This is a genomic window from Desulfosarcina sp. (assembly GCF_033791525.1).
GTDB lineage: Bacteria > Desulfobacterota > Desulfobacteria > Desulfobacterales > Desulfosarcinaceae > Desulfosarcina.
This window is the reverse complement of record NZ_JASJGN010000046.1, coordinates 1-22,323: the sequence shown is the minus strand read 5'-3', so window position 1 is coordinate 22,323 and position 22,323 is coordinate 1. Positions and strand designations below refer to the sequence as shown.

The window sequence follows — 22,323 nt, the reverse complement described above, 5'->3', positions numbered from 1 at the left end:
CTCGGTTTGTCGGAGCGAAGCAGAGATCCCGCTCATCGGGGCCGCGGGAGGTTTCAATCAGGCCGCGGCCTTGTCTTGCCTGTGATCATGACGGATTTCAACGATCCGGAAGATCGGGGCAACTCAGCAGTGTTTGAGCGGAGTGCGGGCGAACCGGCTTGAATGGCGTATCAGAGGGGTAAAAAAAAGGGCCTTCCGGTCAACACGGAAGGCCCTTTAAAAATTGGAAAACGAAGCGTTAGGCCACAGTCACGTTAGCTGCGGAAGGTCCCTTGGGACCCTGCTCGATTTCAAAGCTAACCCGATCCCCTTCGCTGAGAGATCTAAATCCACTGGAATTGATTGCAGAATGATGAACAAATACATCCGGACCATCTTCCTGCTCGATAAAACCAAACCCCTTGCTGTCATTGAACCACTTCACGATACCATCTGCCATGCTAACACCCTCCTACGTATAAAAATTTAATCATTGCTTCAAACTTCAGGTGCCACTTTGACAAATGGATCAACCCCTGAGAAAGAAACCGGACCGCCAACACCGGCAGTCCTTTATGATCAAAAAACCATATCATGCATAACAGTAAATGCAAGTCAAATATTACGAATTCGTCAAAAGTCTACATTCAGCCCTACTTCATGGTTCGCTTCGGCCGGTAATAATGGGTGGCCGTGCCGTGAAAGATGTCGGCAGCTTCCTTGAACGTTTCGGACAGGGTCGGATGGGGATGGATGGTCAAACCCACATCGGTGGCATTGGCACCCATCTCCAGGGCCAAGGTCGCCTCGGCGATCAGCTCCCCGGCACCGGGTCCCACGATACCTGCACCCAGCAGGCGCTCGGTTTCCGGATCGATTATCAGTTTGGTGAGCCCGTCACTGCGGCCCAGGGTGACGGCGCGGCCAGATGCCGCCCAGGGAAACCGGGTCACTGCGACAGCCGTCCCCTTTGATTTGGCAGCGCCTTCGGTGAGGCCTGTCCAGGCGACCTCCGGGTCGGTGAAGACCACTGCCGGGATGGCTGCGGGGTCAGCGATCACATTTTTTCCGGCGATGTTTTCCACGGCAATGCGTGCTTCGTAGGCGGCCTTGTGGGCCAGCATGGGCTGGCCGGCCACGTCGCCGATGGCAAAGACCGTTGCCGCTGTGGTCCGGCACCGGTTGTCCGTCTGGACAAACCCGTTTTCATCCAGTGACACCCCGGCTTTTTCCAGGGCCAGACCGGTGGCATTGGGCCGGCGGCCCACGGCCACGAGCACCCGCTGGAACAGTTGGGTTTGTGGCTTTTCATCCTTCCCCTGGAAGGTGACCTTGACGCCGTTTTTCTGGATTTTGGCTGTTGCCACCGTGGTGTTCAGCAAGATCGCTTTGAACCGGTCCGTCAGGGTCTTGCTAAGGAAGCGCACCAAATCCCGGTCGGCACCGTCCAGCAGGTGGGGCAGCATCTCCACGACGGTTACTTCCGACCCCAACGCCGCATAGACGCTGCCCAACTCTAATCCGATATAGCCGCCGCCCACCACCAGCAGCGTCGTGGGAACGGTTTCCAGGTCGAGGGCTCTTTTCGAGTTCCAGATGCGGTCGCCGTCTGTTGGGAACATCGCTATTTCTGACGAACGGGAGCCCGTGGCCAGGATGGCGTTCTCGAAACCCAGGGTGCTTATTTTTCCGTCAGCATCCGTCAGCGACAGGGTTTGGTCATCCGAAAAAACGGCAGAGGAGCGGATGTGGGTAATTTTCCGCTGGGTGACCAATCGTCCCAGACCGTTGGTGAGCCCGTTGACCACATCCATTTTCCATTGCCGCATCCGGTCGATGTCGATTTTAGGTTTACCGAAAGAGACGCCCCAGGCCTCGGAATCGGCCGTTTCGTGGATGAGCCGGGCGATATGCAGCAGTGCCTTGGAGGGAATGCACCCGCGGTACAGGCAGACACCGCCGGGGTTTTCCGCCGGATCGATAAGTGTGACGGTCAGGCCCATATCTGCGGCCAGAAAGGCAGCCGCGTAGCCGCCGGGGCCGGCACCGATGACAGCCAGTTGCGTGTTAATTTCAGCCATGGATAATACTCACTTTCTTAACGCTAATCGAGAAAAAGGGTCATGGGTTGTTCCAGGCCATCGCAGATCCAGCGCAGGAACCGCGCCGCGTCGGCCCCGTCGATGATGCGGTGGTCATAGGAGAGCGAAAGGGGCAGCACGGTTCTCGGTTCGAAGCGGTCCTGAACAAAAACAGGTTTGACGGCGGATCGGCTCACGCCCAGGATGGCCACCTGGGGCCACAGGACGATGGGGGTAAACCCCACCCCGCCGATGCCACCCTGGTTGGAGATGCTGAAGGTGCCGCCTTCCAATTCGTCGGGCTTGATCTTTTTGTCGCGGGCACGCTGGGCCAGGTCCCCGACAGTTTTGGCCAGGTCGACGATGCTTCTCTGATCGGCATCGCGGATCACCGGTACCAGCAAACCCCTCGGGGTATCGGCAGCGATGCCGATATGCACGTATCGCTTGAGGATGATGCGGCGATTGGCCATGTCGATACTGGCGTTGAATCGCGGAAACCGTTTCAGGGCTTCGGCGCACACGCGGGTGATGATGGCCGTTACGGTAAGCTTGGCGCCGGCCTTTTCTACCTTCGGGGCATTTTTTTCGATGAACCCCATCACACTGGTGATGTCCGCCTCATCAAATTGGGTGACATGGGGGATGGTCGCCCAGGAGGCCGTCGTGCTCCGGGCCGTCAGCCGCCGGACCGTGTCCATCTCCTCAATGTCGACCTTCCCCCAGCGGCTGAAATCGGGCATCGCCGAGGTGCCGGTTTCAGCGGGCGCACCAGAAACCCCTGGAGCACTTGGCTGCCGGTTCCGCACATGGGCTTTGACGTCTGTTTCGGTGATTCGGCCGCCGGGGCCACTTCCGCTGACGTCGACAATGTCCACCCCCAGCTCCCGTGCCAGGCGCCGGATAGAGGGCGCCGCCGGTGCCGGAGGACGGTCCGGCAGTGTGTCGGAGCGTGATGGTGGTGGCGCCGGTGCAAAGGAAGATTCCATGGTGCTGCTCTCGGACACAGATGCAAGGTCTTCCGTCGCCGTATCAGATGCCGGTTGTGGCGATGCCGGAGAAGTTTCTTCCGCGCGGCTCTCAGTCATGGATGCAGAGTTTTCCGTCATCTTATGTTGCACCGGCGCATCGTCCTCCGCTTTGGCCGCCTCACCTTCGGTTTCCACCCGGGCGATCACATCACCCACGTTAATCTGGGCACCGGTGTCGGCAAGCACTTCCGTCACCCGGCCGGCAAATGGAGATGGAATCTCTACCAAGGCTTTGTCCGTCTCCAGTTCGATCAAGGTGTCGTCCACCGCCACCGTGTCTCCGACCTTGATGTGGACGGCCACTACGACTCCCGATTCAACATTTTCGCCAATTTCCGGAACTTTGATTGCCTGTATCATGGGGTCTCCTTCTTCTATGCGAACAAGGGATTGGTGCGATCAGGGTCGATCTTCAACGCCGTTCGGGCTTTTTTTACCGTGGCCATGGGTATGGCCTTCTCCCGGGCCAGGGCGGACAGGGCCGCAAAGGCAATGTGCCGGGCGTCCACCTCGAAAAAGTCGCGCAGGGCCTCGCGGGTTTCGCTGCGGCCATATCCGTCGGTGCCCAACATAACCACGGGACCGGGCAGGTGGCGGGCAATCGTTTCCGGCAGGGCTTTCAGGTAGTCGCTGGCTGCAACGAATACCCCGGACGCACCCGCGGTCTGCTGCTGCAGAAAAGATGGGCGGTGTTTTTTCTCCGGGTTGAGGCGGTTCCAGCGGTCGGTGTCTTGAGCATCCCAGTAGAGATTTTTGTAGCTGGTGACGCTCCACAAATCGGCAGCGACGCCATAGTCCGATTCCAATATGCTCCGAGCCTTTAGGCATTCGTTGAAAATGGCCCCGCTGCCAAGCAGGTGGGCCTTGGCTTTGGGCTTTTTGAGAGAAGATGATGAAAACTTGTAGAGGCCCTTGAGAATACCTTCTTCCACGCCGGTGGGCATTTCGGGCATGGGGTAGAATTCGTTGGTGATGGTGAGGTAGTAGACCAGGTTCTCACCCTCCTCCAGCATCCGGCGAAGGCCTTCGCGCACGATGACGGCGATTTCAAAGGCAAATGCCGGATCGTAGGCCAACAGCGATGGGTTGGGCAGGGCCAGGATGTGGCTGTGTCCGTCTTGGTGCTGCAGCCCTTCTCCGGCCAGGGTCGTGCGCCCAGCCGTGGCACCCAGCAAAAAGCCCCGGGCCTGGATGTCGCCGGCGGCCCAGATCATGTCGCCGATACGCTGGAACCCGAACATGGAGTAGAAGAAAAAGAAGGGCACCATGTTGATGTCGAAGGTGGAGTAGGCCGTGCCGGCGGCGATGAACGAGGCCATGGATCCGGCTTCGGTGATGCCCTCTTCCAATATCTGACCATCGGTGGCCTCTTTGTAATAGAGTAGGCTGCTCTTGTCCACCGGTTCGTAGTTTTGGCCCACATGGGAGTAAATGCCGATCTTGCGAAACAGGCTCTCCATACCAAAGGTGCGAGCCTCGTCGGGTACGATGGGTACGATATATTGACCGATTTTCTTGTCCGACAACAGCTTGGCCAGCAGGGTTACCATGACCATGGTGGTGGCCACCTCCCGGTCACCCGACCCTTTCATGAATTCGGCGTACAGGGTTTTTTCAGGCGGTCGGAAGATGGGTACCGACACGCTGCGTGCCGGCAGGTAGCCACCCAGGGCCCGCCGTCGTTCCTTCAGGTAGCGGATCTCTTCGCTCTCTTCGTCAGGCCGGTAAAAGGGCGCGTCCTGGATCTGGTCATCGGGGATGGGGATGCCGAAGCGGCTCCTGAAATGCCGCAGTTCCTGTTCGTTGAGTTTTTTCTGCTGGTGGGTGACATTGCGTCCCTCGCCCGCTTCTCCCAAGCCATAGCCCTTGATGGTCTTGGCCAAAATCACCGTGGGGGCACCCTTGTGCGCCACTGCCGCCTGATAGGCCGCGTATACCTTTTGGGGGTCGTGGCCGCCGCGGCGCAGCTTCTGCAACTGTTCGTCGGTGTAGCCATCCACCATGCGGGCCAATTCCGGATAGCGCCCGAAGAAATCTTTGCGGATATATTCTCCCCCTGCCACTGAATACATCTGGTACTGGCCGTCGGGGACCTCTTCCATGCGCCTGGCCAGCAAGCCCTGATCGTCCTGCGCCAGCAGCGGATCCCAGTCGTTTCCCCAGATCACCTTGATGGCATTCCAGCCGGCCCCGCGAAAGGCCGCCTCCAGTTCCTGGATAATCTTGCCGTTGCCGCGCACCGGTCCGTCAAGGCGCTGCAGGTTGCAGTTGATGACGAAAATCAGGTTGTCCAACCGCTCCCGCGATGCCAGCGTGATGGCTCCCAGGGTTTCTGGTTCGTCGGTCTCACCGTCGCCTAAAAAGGCCCATACCCGCCGGTCGTCAGGCGGTTGGATGCCCCGGTCTTCCATGTAGCGGTTGAAGCGGGCCTGGTAGATGGCCATGATCGGTGACAGGCCCATGGACACGGTGGGAAACTGCCAGAAGTTGGGCATCAGGTACGGGTGGGGATAGGAGCACAGGCCGCCGCCTTCGGCCATCTCACGGCGGAAATTTTCCATCTGCGTCTCGCTGATGCGGCCTTCTAGGAAGGCACGGGCGTAGATGCCCGGCGCTGCGTGGCCCTGGAAGAAGACGATGTCTCCGGGATGCCCGGCACTCTTGGCCCGAAAGAAATGATTGAAAGCCACTTCGTAGAGCGTGGCGCTGGAGGCAAACGTGGAGATGTGGCCGCCAATGCCCGAGTGCTGACGGTTGGCACGCACCACCATGGCCATGGCATTCCAGCGGATGATGCTCTTGATGCGGCGCTCGATCTCCCGACTGCCCGGAAAGGCGGGCTGGCTGATCGCCGGTATGGTGTTGATGTAGGGGGTGTTGGCGGAAAAATGGATATGAACGCCGCGCTGCTGAGCCCGCACCTGAAGGTGACGCAGCAGCTCTAAAATGCGTGCGGGTCCCTGATTTTCGTATACATAGTCCAGGCTTTCGATCCACTCTCGGTTTTCCAAGGCGATCTCCCGGGCAATGGTGTCGGCATCTTCGTGGGCCATGCGCAAGTTCCTTTCCTTGGACGTGGATGAGTATGGAAGGCGTCATCTTGCGCGTCCGGCAATTCGGCTGACAAGAATCCGCCGGCAGAATGGCATCAAGGGCTGCCTGATAAGAGACGCTTGCCGGACGCTTGTGACGTCCTTTAATATTGAGTCGATACCAAACACCTGTCAATAGTAATGACATGAGCGGTCATGCCGATCGCATCTTGCATCATGGCCAGGTTATTGATAATGTTTTCACGAATCGCGGAGCGTCGGGCATACGCGCTTACCCAGTCGAATCGCCGCAAGGCCTTCCTTTAACCCCCGTCGCGTGACGCTGGCTGGCCTGGTCGGACCAGGTGATCGTTGCCCATGCAGATCTTTTCATCATCGGAAACGGTGAACGACAATGAAACTTAAATCAGCCCCCACCCGGGGTCGAACACTGGATCATGCCGCGGTTGTATATGACACCCTCGAACCGATACTGCTGCTGGGAAAACAGGCAGAATACGACCGACATCTCCTTTCCCTGTTGAAACTGACCGGTTCGGATCGTGTTCTGGATCTGGGCTGCGGTACCGGCGTGCTCACCCGGATGATCGGCGACCGGCTGGCCGCCGCTGCGGGTGGGGAGAGCGTCGGTATCGATGCGGCGGCCAAGATGATCGCTGTTGCCCGTAAAAAGCGTGCATCGGACAACTGCCGGTTTGAGGTGATGGCGGCCGAAAGCCTTGCCTTCGAGGAGCACTCTTTCGATGCGGTGGTCTCCAGTCTTTTTTTTCACCACGTGCAGGTGGACCTCAAAGAAAAAGCGCTGGCCGAAGCCTTCCGAGTGCTGAAACCGGGGGGGCGACTGGTCATCGCGGACATGCACGTCCCCACCACCTGGATGGGCGCCCTGGTGTCCCACGTTTCCCGATGGTTCTTCATGCAGCCCCAGATTGGTGAAAACATCCGCGGGATCCTGCCCGATGTCATTGCCGGCGCCGGATTTCTTCACCCGGAGATCGTTGCCACCTATTTCGGGTACATCGCGCTGTTCAACACCCGCAAACCAGAAGCGTGAAAATGAGCATCGACGATAACCTGTCCGATCCCATCGCCCAGATGGAGCGAGTCCCGCTGTTAGCGGCCTTGATGGCCGAGTTGAAATCCGGGATTCTGCTTTTCTGGGAGGCTGCGGACCAGATCCTTAGGCAGTGTGGCGTATCGCTCAAAGCACCCACGGAAGCCACCTTTTCATTACAGAAAAACTTCTTTTCGCTGTTGTTTCTCTACTCCTATCAGCGGGCGGGAATCGTCCGATCCCGACGTATTCTATATGCCGCCACCCTTCAGTGCCTGAGGGGAATGGTCACCGGCTGCGACAATCTGCTGGATGACGAATATAAACAAACCCTCGACACCGATATCCCCGCCACCGGGTATCGCTTCCGTTCGGTCATGGACATTATGGTTTCCGACCGGGTGCTCTTCCAGATTCTCATGGATGCGGCCACACGGCAGGAGATCGCCAACGATCGGGTTCTGGCGGCTGCGACGGCATCCATGAAGACGATGACCCGCAGCGGTGTGGAGGAGGCCGCGGAGGAAGCGGGCATTACGGCCATCTTGAAACCTGAGGAAATCCTTCAATCAATTCACCATCTTAAAACCGGCATCCTGTTTCAATGCCCATGGGACATTCCCCTGACCATCGAAACGGCTGACAATAAAGATCAGGCACCGCTGCTGGAGGGGCTTTACCGGATTGGCATCGGCTGCCAGATCATGGACGACATCGTGGATATGGTCGGCGATATTCAGGCTCGCCGGCACAATTACGTGGTCTCCCTGATTCACCACGGGCCAAACCCGGTTGAAAAAGACCGGCTTAGCAAGATGATGAACCTGAAAAACATCGAGGACGGGGGACCATTGTACGGCAACCGCTTTCCAGAGGCGATCAGACAGGCAGCGAAAATATCCCATCGGTTGTTGAAAGACGGTCTCGGAGCGCTTTTTTCAATCGAACACCAAGCACTGGTTTTGCCGGCCATCCGCTTTCTGGAAGAGAGCATCGGTGTGTGTCACCTGATCAAGGAGGTGGAGAAATGAAGCCCTGCGGTCCCACCTATTGGACCCGGATCGCTTATTACTTCCTCGTCCGTTCCGGCCGCGCTACGGTCACGCTGTCCGTCATGGTGGTTACGGCGGTGGCGGCGCTGATCTTTCTTTCAGCCCTGGCTGTAGGCGTTAAAGATGCCATGCTGCGCAACACTGTGGGGTTGTTTTCCGGGCATGTCACCGGCTACGAGGTGCCTGAATCGATACGAACGGAAGACCTCATGGTCCAGGGTGTCGAAACGGTCCTGAAACGGGTTTATCTGCCGGGTGTTCTTTCGGGGGGCGATCTGGCCCAACCGCTGGTGCTTTGCGGGATCGATCCTGTCCGGGAAGCCGGTCAGACTGCCTTGAAAAACAAAATCAGGAAGGGGCGATATCCTTTACCCGGCCAGGCAGAAATCCTGATCAGCCGAGATGTCGCACAGGCACTGGACGTCCGGGTCGGTGATCGGCTGCAGTTCTCTTTTCAACCCGGGGGCAGTCTCTTTGATTATTCAGTGTCGGGGCTTTACCATACCGGCCTTGGCGCGTTGGATCGCGGCATCGCTTTCAGTCCATTGGAAATGATGCCCACCAGAGGCGTTCCATGGTCCGCCGCCGTATTCCTGGTAACCGGTGTCACGGCCGACACCATCCTGGAGATCTACCGGAAGGATTGGCCGGACCCGGTTCGCTTCGAATCCTGGGAGACTCAGATGCCCGACCTGCGGCAGCTCATCGACCTGGAGGTGATTTCCATGCTGATCGTTATCCTCCTCGTCTTCGGTGTCGTCGCCATTGGAATTGCCTGCTCTTTCGTGATCTTCATCATCCGCAACATGAGTGAATACGGCATCATGAAGGCCATGGGGGTAACTACCGCTGAAATGTCGACGCTCATCGTGGCCAAGGTGGCCCTGATGAATCTCATCGCCTGCGTTGCGGGTCTTTTCATCGGTGTCTTGTCCGTCATGGCGGTGACCCATTCGGGTGGCATCGACATTTCCGCGTATACTTCCCACAACCGCTATTTTGCCGTATCCGGTGTGATCGTTCCGCGGTTGACAGCTTTTTCGCTGTGGGCGCCACCGGCGACGTCGGTGCTGTTCAGCCTGCTTGCGGCCGTCTGGCCGGCGGCAATGGTCGCCCGGAAAAACGCCGCGGATATTTTGAGACTGATTTAAGCCCATGATCCAACTCTCCCACATCACCAAATCCTTTCGATCCGGGCGTGGCCAGGTGAAAGCCATCGCCGATGTCACCCTGTCGGTAGACACTGGCCGGTTCGCCGCGATCGAGGGCGTTTCCGGCTCCGGCAAGTCCACGCTGCTTCACTGCATCGGCGGGCTCGAAACGCCGGATCGGGGGGAGGTGTTCTGTTTCGGTACGTCGATTTACCGGCTGACAGCCGCAAAGCTAAGCCTTTTCCAGCGTCGCCACCTGGGCTTCATTTTCCAGCGGGGCAATCTGCTCTCATACCTCACGGTGGCCGAGAATATCGGTTTGCCATTGACCTTGAACGGCATTGCAGGGACGGCCCGTGCCAAAAGGATCGAGGCACTACTGGCCGATATCGATCTCAAACCGGCGGCGATGGCCCTCCCCCATGAACTGTCGGGCGGCGAAATCCAGCGGGTGAGCGTGGCCCGGGCCATTGCGCATCACCCGAAGCTTCTATTAGCCGACGAACCCACCGCCAGCCTGGATACGGCAACCGGGCAGCGGGTCGTTCAGCTCATGCGGGACCTGGGAAAGGATTACGGCTGTACGATCATCATGGCCACCCACGACAGGGACATCGCCGATACCGCGGACCCGGTTATCGGTTTGAAAGACGGACAGGTTGTGACAGATTCGTGAAAAGCCCGATATCTGCGTTACGCTTCATTTCTCGTCACTGCAGCGTACCATAAGTACGCCTCATTCCTCCGGCCTCGCAAGCCTTGATCTCAGACCTTATACGAAACCGACTGAAATGCACCTTCTTACGGATTGAACCCTCCCCGCCGCAAACGACGGGGAATGCGCTCGCTATCGCGTTTAAAGCCCTCGACATAGGCCGGTATGACCGCGAAATGAACCTCGAGCCTGCCTTGACCTTTAATCAGAATCCTATTATTGAGATGGCCTCGTAAAGGTCATGGCCAATTAGACCCGATCCATTCAATAGCGCTGTTGGTCGATAGTTCCAAATTAGGAAAAAACAAGTTTTTAGGTTCGTAAAACGACCTTAGACATTTTAAATGTGTTGTCGATGCAACATTAGGGTAACCATGGCCACAAGACTCCCCACCCGCACACCAACTCGGCCGAACCGGCCCATCACCGACCCCCGGGCCGCTGCCCTGATCGTGCTGGATCGTGTAGAAAGGAGCAAGGCGACCCTGGACGCGGTCCTCGATGATGCCGCGCCCATGCTGACCGCGCTCTCCCGTCGGGACCGGGCCCTGTTCAACCAGCTGGTATACGGTGTGCTGCGCCGGCGACTGCGCTTGGATGCCGTTGTCGCGGCCTACGCCAATCGGTCTCTCGAAAAAATATCCCCGCTCATCCTGAACATCCTGAGAATCGGCCTGTTCCAAATCCTGTTCATGGACCGGATCCCGGCCTCGGCAGCAGTGAACACAGCGGTCAGTCTGGTGCGGACCCGCAAGGCCTCAAAAGCGGCAGGATTTGTCAATGCCCTGCTGCGAAATGCCCTGCGGGAACCCCACCGGTTTCACATTCCCGACGCCCTGGAGTCGCCGGTGGATCACATTGCCATCACCCACGCCTTTCCCCATTGGCTGGCCTCGCGCTGGATCGACCGGATGGGCGTTGCCGAAACCGACCGGCTGTGTGCGGCAATCAACACCACCCCGCCCATCACCTTGCGCTGCAACAGGCTGAAAAACAACCTGGCGGAACTGATGAAAGCCTTATCGAACCAGGCGGAAACCATAGAGATCGTGGACACCGTTCCCGGAGGGGTCAACCTGATCCGTCCCCGTGTCCCCATCCCGGAGATGAAGGCCTTCGTCGACGGCCGCTTTGCCGTTCAGGACGGGGCGGCCCAGCTGGTTTCCCTGCTGGTGGGCCCCCGGCCGGGAGAAACCGTTCTGGACGCCTGCGCCGGTCTGGGTGGAAAGGCGACCCATTTGGCCCAGCTCATGGGCAACCAGGGCACCATCGTGGCCATGGACAACGTGGATGCCAAACTGGCACGTCTGGAGAACGAGGCACAGCGTCTGGGCGTGTCGATTATTCGCACCCGACGTGCAGACCTGAATCGGTCGCTCCCCTTGGAAACACAGCCCCGGTTTGACCGGATCCTTCTGGATGCACCCTGTTCCGGTCTGGGCGTGCTGCGGCGAAATCCCGACACCAAATGGTCTTCCCGACAAGCTGATATTGCCCGATTGGCCAATCTGCAGGCGCGCTTTCTCGACCACCTCGCCCCGTTGGTCAAAAAAAACGGGGTCCTGGTTTTTGCCGTCTGCAGCATGGAACCGGAAGAAAATGAAGGCGTAATCAACACTTTTTTGAAAAATCATGTAAACTTTGCTATAATCAGTGCGCATTCTATGGAAGAGAAGACCGTGCTTCCTTTTTTGGGTGACGACGGCTTTTTCAGGACCGCTCCCCACATCGATCACTTGGACGGCTTTTTCGCAGCACGGCTTCAACGCACACGCTGACAGGATAACTCACCATGCCCGTTTACGATTACGAGGCCCTTGACACCAAGGGGAAAACCATCACCGGAATCATCGATGCCGACGGCGCCCAGGCGGCACGGCAGAAAATCCGCGCCATGGGCAGTTTTCCCGTCACCGTTAAAGAGGTCACGGAAGGCGAAACCAGCAAAGAGACACGGAACTTCAGCTTCCGAGGCCTGTTCAGCCGCATCTCGCCGGCCCACGTCAGCCTGTGGACCCGCCAGCTGGCGACTTTGACTGGTGCCGGATTTCCGCTGGTTACCGCACTGACCACCCTGGTTTCCCAGACCAAAGCCCATGGGTTTACCAAGATCGTCGCCCGGATCAAGGACTCGATTGTCGAGGGCAACAGCTTTGCATCGTCCCTGACGCTCTACCCGTCGGTTTTTTCTCAAATTTACATCAACATGGTGCGCGCCGGAGAGACCTCGGGAACGCTGGAAATCGTTCTCCAGCGCCTGGCGGACATTATGGAAAAGCAGCAGGAGCTCAAGTCCCGGATCCAAACCGCCATGGCCTATCCCATCCTCATGACCGCCATCGGCACCCTGGTGCTTTTTTTTCTGATGACCTTCGTCATCCCCAACATCACCATCATCTTCGTGGACATGAATCAGGCGCTGCCCACCCCGACCCGGTTTCTCATCGCGGCCAGCGATTTATTCAAAAGCTTCTGGTGGCTGCTGGTGATCATGATCGTCGCCGCCCTGGTGGCGTTAAAAGCCTTCAGAAAGACGGAACGCGGGCTTGTTTCCACGGATCGGATAATGCTTTCCATGCCCATCATGGGCCTGATGCTGAAAAAAATCGCTGTGGCCCGTTTTGCCCGAACCCTCGCATCACTGCTTGAAAACGGCGTGACCATGCTGCCAGCCCTGGAGATCGTCAGAAATGTCACCGGCAATGTCGTAATCTCCAGCCTCATCGAAAAGGCATCCAATGAAGTCGAAAAAGGCCAGGGACTGGGATTGTCGCTGGCGGCCGACGAGGTCTTCCCCGATCTGGCCGTGCAGATGGTTCAGGTGGGTGAGCAAAGCGGTGAATTGGAATCCATGCTCTACAAAATCGCGGAGGTGTATGAAAACGAAGTCCAGTCCTCGATCATGAGCATGATGGCCATGCTGGAGCCGGTGATGATCCTGGTCATGGCCGTGGTCGTTCTGTTTATTGTTCTTTCCATCTGTCTGCCCATTTTCGAAATGAACCAACTGGTGGGGTAGTACCACGGTTTGTGGTTAGTGGTCTCTGGTTTGTGGTTGGTTTAATTGGCTGATGGCACTGAGCTTTGAGCTTTCAGCTTTGATCTTTAATTGATAGCCCTGCGCGCTTGATTGTTGGATCGCATTGGGTTAGTATCCGCTTTAGAGAAATATTAGGGGTTCAACGGCGCCGGTTAAGCGCCGGGTAAGGAACCATGGAGGAATTATGAATCTGTCTTACCCGCAAAAAATGGGCAACTGCCGCGGTTTCACCCTGATCGAGCTGATGGTGGTCATCGTGATCCTCGGCATTCTGGCCGGCCTGATCGTCCCCCGCATTATGGGCCGTCCGGAGCAGGCCAAGCAACTCAAAGCCAAAATGCAGATCGAAAGCATTGGCACGGCCCTCAAGCTCTACAACCTGGACAGTGGCATGTACCCATCTACCGAGCAGGGAATACAGGCCCTGGTGGAACCACCCGCCTCCGGCAGCATACCCAAAAACTGGCGCAAGGGCGGCTATCTGGAAAAGGGCAGGGTTCCCAAAGACCCCTGGGGAAATGAGTTCATCTACCTGAGCCCCGGCATCCATGATGATTTTGACATCATCGCCTACGGCGCCGACGGGGCGGCAGGCGGTGAGGATAAAAATGCAGATATCAACAGCTGGGAGTCCGAATAACTCGGCGCCGGCGTTCTCCTGAGGCGCTTGCGCCCGTCTCTCATGCCATGACATCAAGCCAGTCCGCCCTTCAACACGCCCTGGGCACACAGGCACCCCCGAAAAACCAGACAGGAACCATCCTTTTGGGCAGCCGTGGATTCACACTGATTGAAATGATCGTGGTTACCGCTCTGATCAGCATCATGCTGGTGATAGCCATCCCACGCCTGGAAGGCGGACTCTTTTCCGACGGCAGCGACGAAACCGCACGCTGGATTATCGCCAATGTCCGCGGTCTAAAGGAAAAGGCGGTTGTAGAGAACAAAACCTATCTGCTCCACGTATCGCCCGACGTCCAGCGGCTCTGGATCACCGAAGCCGGCATGGCGGATACCGAAGCAGAGGCCGCCCGCGAGGCAGGCTATGCCCTGCCACGCGGGGTGAACATCGACCATGTGGCCTTTTCACAGACCGAGCGTGTCTCCAGTGGGACCATCCCCATCGCCTTTTATCCCAAGGGCTATTCCGACAAAGCCGTCATCCGTGTGCGAACCAATGACGGTGATCGCCTGGCCTTTTTCATCGAACCTTTTCTGGCCGGGGTCAATCTGGTCCGGGGTCCGGAAGGATGGTAACCATGGCGTCTGGCAACCCTCACCGCCGCCGAACCAGGCTCACCCGAAATGGCCACCTTGAAAACGGCTTCACCCTCATGGAAGTGATGGTGGCCCTGTCCGTGGTGGCCATCGCGCTGATGGCCATTTATCGAATGCATTCCCAGACCCTGTTCATGGATGCCAGGGGGCGTTTCGACACGGTGGCGACCCTGCTGATGGGTCAGAAGCTGGCCGACATCGCCACGATAGAACTTGAGGATTTTTCCGGCAACAGCGGAGATTTCGGCAACGCCCACCCCGGTTACGCGTGGCGGATTCAAACGGAGGAAGTCTCGTCCGATCTGCTCAAAGAAGACGGGCCGACACTCAAGCGGATTACCATCACCATCAGCCTCAACGGGGAAGCATCCGTATTTAACCTGGATACTTACAGGCTCTTGTATGAATAGCGAACACCGGCGGCCATCGACGGCAGCCGTCCACGGCAGCGGGTTCACCCTGTTGGAGATCATGGTGGCGATCTTTATCTTCGCCGTGGTGATCACCACTGTTTTTGGCTCGTTCCGGGCTGTTTTTTCCAGCGCCGACGCCGTCGGCGGCGACGTGGCCATCTTCGAGACGGCCCGCACCGGTCTGGGACGCATGGCCACCGATCTGGGAGGCCTGGTCGTCTCTGACTATCCGCGATACGCCAAACCAGCCTTTAATGACCCGAAGGATCCCTATCGTCTGGTGGGTGACACGACCGACGTGGCCGGCAGCAGCTTCGGCCGCCTGCAATTCGCATCACTGGCCCACCTGTCCGTGAACCGGGACTCACGGCAGGGGGTCTGCCGCATCGTCTACTATGTTCATCAGCGGCCCGACGAGTCGCTGGTCCTGCGCCGTGCCGACGACCTCTATCCCTTTCCCGATTTTGAGGAGAGCGAGGATGATCCCATCTTATGCGACAACATATTGGCCCTCGAGTTCGGATACCTGGGTGCCGAAGATGAAATGAGCGACCGTTGGGATTCGGAATCAGCCGACACCGATTACGCCACACCGCGGTCGGTTGAGATCCGGTTGACGGTGGGAACGCCGTCCCGGCCAAAACCATTCACCACGCGGATTTCCCTGCATGTGTATCGTGAAGCAGCTGAATAGCCCCACGGGGAAAACGGTTCTGGGCAACCGCAGGGGGGTGGCGATCCTGGTCGCCATCGGCGTGGTGGCTGTGCTGCTCACCGCCGGATTGGCCTTGAATCGCCGTATCCGCAGTTCGGTCACGGGCGCCTTGCTTGCCAGGGAGCGGGTGGTGCTTTCCGAGATGGCCGTCTCCGGGGTCCATGCCGCCATGGTGATGCTGATCAATGACCGCAAGGAGAACGACACGGACACGCTGCAGGAGGACTGGGCCAACCCGGAAAAAGTGGCCGAAGTGATGGGGTTGATCCCCTATGATGAAGGCCGTGTCGATGTCCGCATCACCGATGAACGCGGCAAAATCCAGGTGAATGCCCTGGTCAAGTTTCCCGAAGGCCAACAGTTTTCCGCCAGTCAGCGATTCCTCTGGGAGCGGCTGCTCGATCAGGTGTTCTCGCTGTTTGAGGCGGTGCCGGACAGCGACCCCAATATGATCATCAATTCGCTAAAAGACTGGATGGATAGCGGCGATGACGAGGCCATTACCGGCTTGAGCGGCGCCGAATCCGACTACTACGAAGGCCTGGAACCGCCATACCAGTGTAAAAACGGACCTTTCGATCACCTGGGAGAAGTCGCCCTCGTTCAAGGGATTACCCCGGAACTGTTTACCGGCGCAGGCGGTGCTGCTGGGCTCTCGTCCCTGTTGACGGTCCACGGTGTGTCGGCGGTCGGTGACGGCCGCTTCACCTATGACGGCAAAATCAACATCTCAACGGCCGACGTTGCCGTGCTCGCCGCGCTGCTGCCCGCCGAAAATTCGGACCTTTCAGAAGCCCTGGCGGACTATCGGGTGGCCAAAGCAGATGAGGCGTATACCCACACCATCAGCAATGCCGGTTGGTATAAAAATGTGCCGGGGGCTGGGGGCATTGCCATCAGTCCCGATCTGGTCACCGTGTCCAGCGACCTGTTCCGGATCGTCTCAACCGCCACGCGCAATGAAAGAACCACCACCGTCAATGTGGTTGTCCAGCGGGTAAAAGAACAAGACACCGGCAGATGGATCTGTAAAGCCTTGATGTGGCAGGTAGAATAAGATATAAAAAATGTTTGTTTATAACTTTTGTCCGCGTCATATTGGTTTACGTTTTCGACAAAATACGATAATTTTAATTGATACGGTATAAAATTTGCGTGTATCTTTTAGGCAAGACCGTGGTGCGTTCTGCGTAATGATAAAAATTCATATTATTTTCGATCGTTAACGGTTTTCAAAAAACGATGAAGATAGTTTTTTGTTTTAACAAAGCGCCAAAAATTTATCCGTGCATGAACAATTAAGGATTTATTAAAAAATTTTGCGCAGGCGTACCTCAATCTATTAGGTGAAACGAGCCGGATGTAGCCAGGTTTTAGGAAGTCGGAATCTCAATACGCATCACCAAAAAATCAGCACCAAAAAGCTGATCGCAGCGTTGTGGATCGATAGCCACGAAACCCCAAACAGACGAACAACCATGAGCAGAAAGATCCTCAGTCTGGAAATCCGAGAGGAGTCGATTGCAGCCGTACTGCTGGACAGCAGTTTCAAGGGCAGCCTGCTGGAGATGCAGGGATATTTTCCCATCCCGGCGGGTAAGGAGGGCAACGAAGGCGTAAAAAAAGCCCTTCAAGCCATTGTGGAAACGTTCAAACCCTCCGGCGCCACCTGTGTACTTGGCATCCCCGCAACCATTGTCTCCGTCAGAAATCTTTCTGTTCCTTTTCATGACATCAAGAAAATCCGACAGATCCTTCCCTTTGAATTGGAGCCTACCCTGCCGATTCCGGTGGAGGATCTGATTTTCGATTTCGAGGCCGTGAAACATGACAAGCAGCAGAACCTGTTGACCTTTTCCGTTGAAAAAACGGAGATCCAGCGGTATCTGGATCTTCTCGAAGCAGTTCATTTGAGGCCGGCTGTGATCATGCCCGGCGGGTATGCCGCAGCCCGGTTCATCTCCACGATGACAAACGACAGTGGTGATTTTCTCTTCATCGACACCGGCGAAGGCAACCACACGATCTACGCCGTCTGTTCAGGACACGTTCGCATGGTTCGCACCCTCCCGGTGGCCAGTGACGGCAATCCGGTCACCCGCAACCTGGAAACAACCCTGAAACGGACATTCATCGCCCTTCAGGAAAACCTGGGGATTGGTTTCAACCCGTCGGCTGTTTTTTCCGCGGGCCCCCAGGCCCCGCTGCTCACCACCGGGAACGGGTCATCCACATTATTGGATGTGCCGGTTAAGTCCATTGACGGCTTACGGACGTTTCCCCGGTTGAAGGGTTCGTTGGATACACAGGATTGGCAATCCGGACATCTGGACATCGCCCTGGCCCTGGCCCTGATGGAAACCGAGACCGTCGCCGGCGTCAATTTTTCCACGGAGCGGTCAACGATCCAGCACTACTGGAGCGAATACCGCAAAAATATCATCCTGACCGCGGCCCTGATCGCCCTTGCCCTGGTGACCGCCTTGGGGGTGCAGATCCTCGCGGTGAATGCCAAACAACAACGCCTGGCCGAACTGGACCGACAGATTGAATCGGTTTTCAGGAGTACCTTTCCCGAGGTTACCCGTGTGGTGAACCCCCTTCAGCAGATGCAAATTAAGATCAAGGAGGCCGGTGACGGCAGTATCGGCTTCAATCTGACGGGCGCCCGTGTCCGGGTCATCGACATCCTCAACGCCCTGAGCCAGCAGATCCCATCGTCTGCAGACGTTAAGGTCAAACGCATGGTTGCCGGAACCGACAACGTCGTGCTGTCCGGCAATACGGACACCTTCAACACGGTGGACGACATCAAAGGGCGGTTGGAAGAAGCGGACCTGTTTAAAAGCGTGACCATCAGCTCGGCCGACCTCGAGAAATCGGGAAACCGGGTGAGATTCAAACTAAAGCTGGATTTTTAGCGAACCATGGCCATCAAACTCGACAAACGGGAAAAAATCGGCGTGGCCGCGGCAACGGCAGCCGTCGTCATCTTTCTGGTATTGCAGGTTCTGGTGTTCCCCCTGTTCGATAAAAACGCCCAATTATCGCGAACGCTCACCACCCGGCAACAAGAGCAGGAACAGATTCAGCTGCTGCAGGCCGAATACCTCAAAACGGCCGACAAGGCCAAGCAGGCGCAACGTCATTTGAAAAGACGCAAACAGGGCTTCACCCTATTTTCTTTTCTGGAAACCCTGGCGGGACAGACGGGTGTCAAGAGCCATATTGCCTATATGAGGCCGACCACGACGAACCAGAAGGACAGCCCTTACCGGCTTTCCATGGTGGAAATGAAGCTACAGGAAGTTACCATGACGCAGCTTTTGGCCTATTTGCACGGCATTGAAACATCCACGGATATGATTTCCATTAAACGGCTCTCTATTTCCAAAGGGGAGCAGAAGGCCGATCTGATCAATACGGTATTTCAAGTCGAAACACTGGAGATGTAGCGCTTCTAATGATTTCCGTTAAGGCCATTTTCGCATATCTGTTGTTCGCCCTGCTGGCGACAACGCTCTTTTTGATCCTGCGGTTTCCCGACCAGGCAATTAAAGCATACGTGGACGGTCGACTGGCTGCCATCGACCCTTCGCTGAACATGGTGGCCAAGACGATTCGACCGGCCCTTCCGCCGGGACTTAAAATGATCGATGTAGACCTGAACCGCGACGGCGTTCGGCTGGCTCACTTTGAAGATGCCCGCGTCTCACCCGATCTGGCGACCCTGCTGCAGGACAAGAAACAGTTTCGGTTTCAGGCACATATCGCCGATGGGACGATAAATGGCCGAGCAACCATGCAAGGCGTCGGCCCATCCGGCCCCTTGCGGGTGGAAGCGGACATCTCTGAGATCCGCCTGGAAAAGCTCGATGCAATCAAAACCAAGGTGCCTTTCACCCTTTCCGGCGCCCTAAAAGGCCGGATGACCCACGACGGGGCGCGTGCCCCGATGGGTATGACCAGCGGGTTGTTGACTGTACCGGATCTGCACATCACCCTGAAAGCACCCTTTTTCGGCATCACCGATCTGGTGATGGATAAGACGGAGGCGGAGTTTACGGTAAGCAGAGGTAGCCTGCGGCTCAAATCCCTCACTTTCGATGGTCCCATGCTAGAAGGTAAAATTACCGGAACCATTGAACTGAGACATCCCTTCGAGCAGAGCCGCCTGAACCTCACTGGAAATGCCAAACCCCGGCCGGAATTGGTCGCCCGGCTTCAAGAGACCATCCCCCAGGGGATCGTCAACACACGGACACTGGGAAACCGGGGACTGACCTTCCGGGTTCGCGGCTCCATTGACAACCCTGATATGTCCATGAGATAGGCGATGATACCAACAGCCATTTTCACATTCGTCAATCTGCTCTGCATCACTGTTTCAACATATGTGGTCGTGGGCGGTTTTTACGAAACCCTCTCCGCTGGGCTGGCCCAGTCCCCTTCATCAACCCAACAGAATGTGTACCGCGTGGGTGAAACGGAGACGACCAGCCGCCCCTTGACCGCATACAAGGCGATATTGGAGCGGAACCTGTTCAATACCCGTTCAAACAGCGAACCCCAGCCGGGTAAAGTGGATGTCGAGTCACTGGAAGAGACCAAACTGAAATTGAAGCTATGGGGAACGGTTTCCGGCAGCGACGACGGTGACTATGCGGTCATCGAAGATGTCAAGGCACGCGAGCAGAACCTGTACCGTGCCGGGGACTCCATCCAGACGGCCACAGTCAAGGAAATATACAGGGAGAAGGTCGTCCTCACCGTAAACGGAAAGGACGAAGTGCTCCAGATGCAGGAATTGGTGTCCGGCAAAGCCGCCTACCGGCCCGGCGGGCTTCCCGTTCGCGCGGCGGCGCCATCCTCCGGTGCCGTGCGTGCCCAGCGAATTTCCCTGAGGCGGTCATACATCGAGCAGTCCATGACGGACGTGGCGTCGCTGATGACCCAGGTGCAGATCCAGCCACACATGGAAAACGGGGTACCGGCGGGCCTGGCCCTGTCCAGCATCAAACCCAATTCCATTTTCCGGAGAATGGGCCTGAGGAACGGAGACATCATTGCCGGCGTGGACGGTACTGAAATCACCTCGGTAGATGATGCGTTGAAGTTGGTAGACAGCCTTAAATCCGCCTCCACCCTCTCCGTGCAGTTAAAACGCAGGGGACGGGACAAGAACATCGAATATAGCATCAGATAGCCGGCCAGGCGCCCCGATCCCGTTAGCCGGTGGAAACAGGAAAAAGAAGAAATGGCTATTGAAAACACAATGGATGCAACCAGAAAATGCATGGTCGGCGCACTGATCGCCGTGCTGACGTTTTTTCTCCTTGCCGCCAGCACCGCCGCCCAAAATCAGGATCAGGGTCTGAATCCGGGTCTGGCGACCAGCGGCAGCGCGGCAGCAAATGGCTCACAGCGCTTTGTCTCCATTGATTTCAATAATGTGGATATCAGCGTGTTCATCAAATTCATCAGTGAACTCACCGGTAAAAACTTCGTGATCGACCAGCGCGTCAAGGGCAAGGTGACTATCATCTCCCCGTCCAAGATCTCTGTCGATGAAGCCTTCAAGGTGTTCGAATCGGTGCTCGATGTTCACGGTTTCGCCACAGTGGAGACCGGTAAGTTGATCAAGATCATACCGGCTCCGGATGCACGCACCAAAAGCATCGAAACCCGAACCCAAGCCAAAGGCGATTCGGACAATGACCAGGTGGTCACCCAACTGATGCCGCTGCGCTATGCCGACCCTGACACAGTCAAGCGGCTGTTCACCCCCATGGTCTCCAAAAGCAGCGTCATTCTCTCGTACGCGCCCACCAACACCCTGATCATCACTGACAATTATTCCAATATTGCCCGCTTGATGAAGATATTGAAAACCATCGACATTCCCGGGGTGGGCCGAGAAATCACCATATTTCCCATCCACAACGCCGATGCGGCCAAACTGGTGTCTCTGCTGGAAACCGTATTCAAAACCTCCCAGCGCCCGGTCAAAAAAGGGGCGGCACCCTCGGATCGCGGCGCCGCCTTTGTGGCCGACGAACGAACCAACAGCATCATCATGGTGGCCAGCGAAGTTGACACCAACCGGATCCGCAGCCTGATCGACAGGCTGGACCTGGAGACCCCCAAGGGCAAGGAGAAGATTCATGTCTACTACCTGGAGTATGCGGTAGCGGAAGAGATCGTTTCGGTGCTCAAGGATCTCCCCTCGGAGGACAAAACCAAAGCGGGTGGTGCCAAGGTAGCGCCGGTGGTATCAGACAAAGTGACCATTACGGCCGATAAGGCCACCAACAGCCTGATCATTACCGCCGACCGGGATGACTATGCCACACTGGTGGAGATCATCCGCCAGATCGACATTCCCCGCGCCATGGTCTTTATCGAGGCCCTGATTATGGAGGTCAATGCAGAAAAAAGCTTCGATATGGGCACCGAATGGGTCGTGGGCGATGATGTCAACTTGAATAATGACCGCCAGGGGATCGTCGGCGGCGGCTTCACCACCGACGCCTCGAATCTACAATTTAGCCCCACAGGCGGTCTGGTTCCAGCGCTCGCCTCAGGGTTTTCATTGGGCCTTTTCGGTGAAGCGATCGAAGTTGCCGGGGTCTCATTTCCCAGCATCGCGGCCATCGTGCAGGCCTATAAAAAAGACCGCGATGTCAATCTTCTGTCGACGCCCCAGCTGCTCACCACCGACAATCAGGAGGCCAGCATTACGGTGGGCAAGAACATCCCAT

General features: G+C 57.0%; 20 protein-coding genes. 16 read left to right on the top strand and 4 right to left on the bottom strand.

Annotation, left to right across the window (positions count from 1 at the left end; translation table 11 throughout):
• Positions 1-238: 238 nt before the first annotated feature.
• From QNK41_RS02405 to aceE, 4 genes are all read right to left on the bottom strand, one after another.
• Positions 239-439, bottom strand: a complete 201-nt coding sequence (locus QNK41_RS02405; protein WP_319253372.1) for a cold-shock protein — start codon at positions 437-439, stop codon at positions 239-241.
• 193 nt (positions 440-632) lie between these two features.
• Entirely contained in the window at positions 633-2,060 is a 1,428-nt protein-coding gene (gene lpdA / locus QNK41_RS02400; RefSeq protein ID WP_319253370.1) for a dihydrolipoyl dehydrogenase, read from the bottom strand.
• Between the two features lie 23 nt (positions 2,061-2,083).
• Entirely contained in the window at positions 2,084-3,451 is a 1,368-nt protein-coding gene (locus QNK41_RS02395; RefSeq protein WP_319253368.1) for a 2-oxo acid dehydrogenase subunit E2, read from the bottom strand.
• Between the two features lie 14 nt (positions 3,452-3,465).
• Positions 3,466-6,144, bottom strand: a complete 2,679-nt coding sequence (gene aceE / locus QNK41_RS02390) for a pyruvate dehydrogenase (acetyl-transferring), homodimeric type (protein ID WP_319253366.1) — start codon at positions 6,142-6,144, stop codon at positions 3,466-3,468.
• Between the two features lie 394 nt (positions 6,145-6,538).
• On the opposite strand from aceE, the gene QNK41_RS02385 reads away from it, so the two are divergent.
• The 16 genes from QNK41_RS02385 to gspD all read left to right on the top strand — a co-directional run.
• Positions 6,539-7,198 carry a class I SAM-dependent methyltransferase gene (locus QNK41_RS02385; RefSeq protein WP_319253364.1) on the top strand — a complete coding sequence of 220 codons (660 nt, stop codon included), beginning with the start codon at positions 6,539-6,541 and terminating at the stop codon, positions 7,196-7,198.
• Between the two features lie 2 nt (positions 7,199-7,200).
• Complete coding sequence (locus tag QNK41_RS02380) at positions 7,201-8,229, top strand: polyprenyl synthetase family protein (protein WP_319253362.1); 1,029 nt, start codon at positions 7,201-7,203, stop codon at positions 8,227-8,229.
• Positions 8,226-9,401: an ABC transporter permease gene (locus QNK41_RS02375; RefSeq protein ID WP_319253361.1), complete on the top strand. Its 1,176-nt coding sequence runs from the start codon at positions 8,226-8,228 to the stop codon at positions 9,399-9,401. Before QNK41_RS02380 ends, QNK41_RS02375 begins: the two co-directional genes overlap by 4 nt.
• 4 nt (positions 9,402-9,405) lie before the next feature.
• Positions 9,406-10,077 (top strand): ABC transporter ATP-binding protein, encoded by a 672-nt coding sequence (locus QNK41_RS02370; RefSeq protein ID WP_319253360.1) that lies wholly within the window; start codon positions 9,406-9,408, stop codon positions 10,075-10,077.
• Positions 10,078-10,490: 413 nt separating this feature from the next.
• Positions 10,491-11,894: a 16S rRNA (cytosine(967)-C(5))-methyltransferase RsmB gene (gene rsmB, locus QNK41_RS02365; RefSeq protein WP_319253358.1), complete on the top strand. Its 1,404-nt coding sequence runs from the start codon at positions 10,491-10,493 to the stop codon at positions 11,892-11,894.
• 14 nt (positions 11,895-11,908) lie between these two features.
• On the top strand, positions 11,909-13,135 hold the full coding sequence (gspF, locus tag QNK41_RS02360; RefSeq protein ID WP_319253356.1) for a type II secretion system inner membrane protein GspF: 1,227 nt from the start codon (positions 11,909-11,911) through the stop codon (positions 13,133-13,135).
• A 205-nt stretch (positions 13,136-13,340) separates the two neighbouring features.
• A complete protein-coding gene (gspG, locus tag QNK41_RS02355) occupies positions 13,341-13,796 on the top strand; it encodes a type II secretion system major pseudopilin GspG (protein ID WP_319253354.1) in 456 nt (151 codons plus the stop codon).
• Positions 13,797-13,843: 47 nt separating this feature from the next.
• The gene (locus tag QNK41_RS02350; RefSeq protein WP_319253352.1) at positions 13,844-14,413 is read left to right on the top strand and encodes a prepilin-type N-terminal cleavage/methylation domain-containing protein; all 570 of its coding nucleotides are present in this window, start codon (positions 13,844-13,846) and stop codon (positions 14,411-14,413) included.
• A gap of 2 nt (positions 14,414-14,415) precedes the next feature.
• A complete protein-coding gene (locus QNK41_RS02345) occupies positions 14,416-14,844 on the top strand; it encodes a prepilin-type N-terminal cleavage/methylation domain-containing protein (protein WP_319253351.1) in 429 nt (142 codons plus the stop codon).
• The gene (locus QNK41_RS02340) at positions 14,837-15,541 is read left to right on the top strand and encodes a prepilin-type N-terminal cleavage/methylation domain-containing protein (RefSeq protein ID WP_319253349.1); all 705 of its coding nucleotides are present in this window, start codon (positions 14,837-14,839) and stop codon (positions 15,539-15,541) included. Before QNK41_RS02345 ends, QNK41_RS02340 begins: the two co-directional genes overlap by 8 nt.
• Entirely contained in the window at positions 15,525-16,619 is a 1,095-nt protein-coding gene (locus QNK41_RS02335; RefSeq protein ID WP_319253347.1) for a general secretion pathway protein GspK, read from the top strand. Before QNK41_RS02340 ends, QNK41_RS02335 begins: the two co-directional genes overlap by 17 nt.
• A gap of 421 nt (positions 16,620-17,040) precedes the next feature.
• Positions 17,041-18,483 (top strand): type II secretion system protein GspL, encoded by a 1,443-nt coding sequence (gene gspL, locus QNK41_RS02330; protein WP_319253345.1) that lies wholly within the window; start codon positions 17,041-17,043, stop codon positions 18,481-18,483.
• 6 nt (positions 18,484-18,489) lie between these two features.
• Positions 18,490-19,017 (top strand): hypothetical protein, encoded by a 528-nt coding sequence (locus tag QNK41_RS02325; protein WP_319253343.1) that lies wholly within the window; start codon positions 18,490-18,492, stop codon positions 19,015-19,017.
• Between the two features lie 8 nt (positions 19,018-19,025).
• On the top strand, positions 19,026-19,895 hold the full coding sequence (gspN, locus tag QNK41_RS02320) for a type II secretion system protein GspN (RefSeq protein ID WP_319253341.1): 870 nt from the start codon (positions 19,026-19,028) through the stop codon (positions 19,893-19,895).
• A gap of 3 nt (positions 19,896-19,898) precedes the next feature.
• Positions 19,899-20,768: a type II secretion system protein GspC gene (gene gspC, locus QNK41_RS02315; protein ID WP_319253339.1), complete on the top strand. Its 870-nt coding sequence runs from the start codon at positions 19,899-19,901 to the stop codon at positions 20,766-20,768.
• Between the two features lie 51 nt (positions 20,769-20,819).
• Positions 20,820-22,323 (top strand): type II secretion system secretin GspD (gene gspD / locus QNK41_RS02310; protein WP_319253337.1); only part of this gene is annotated, 1,504 nt, incomplete at its 3' end.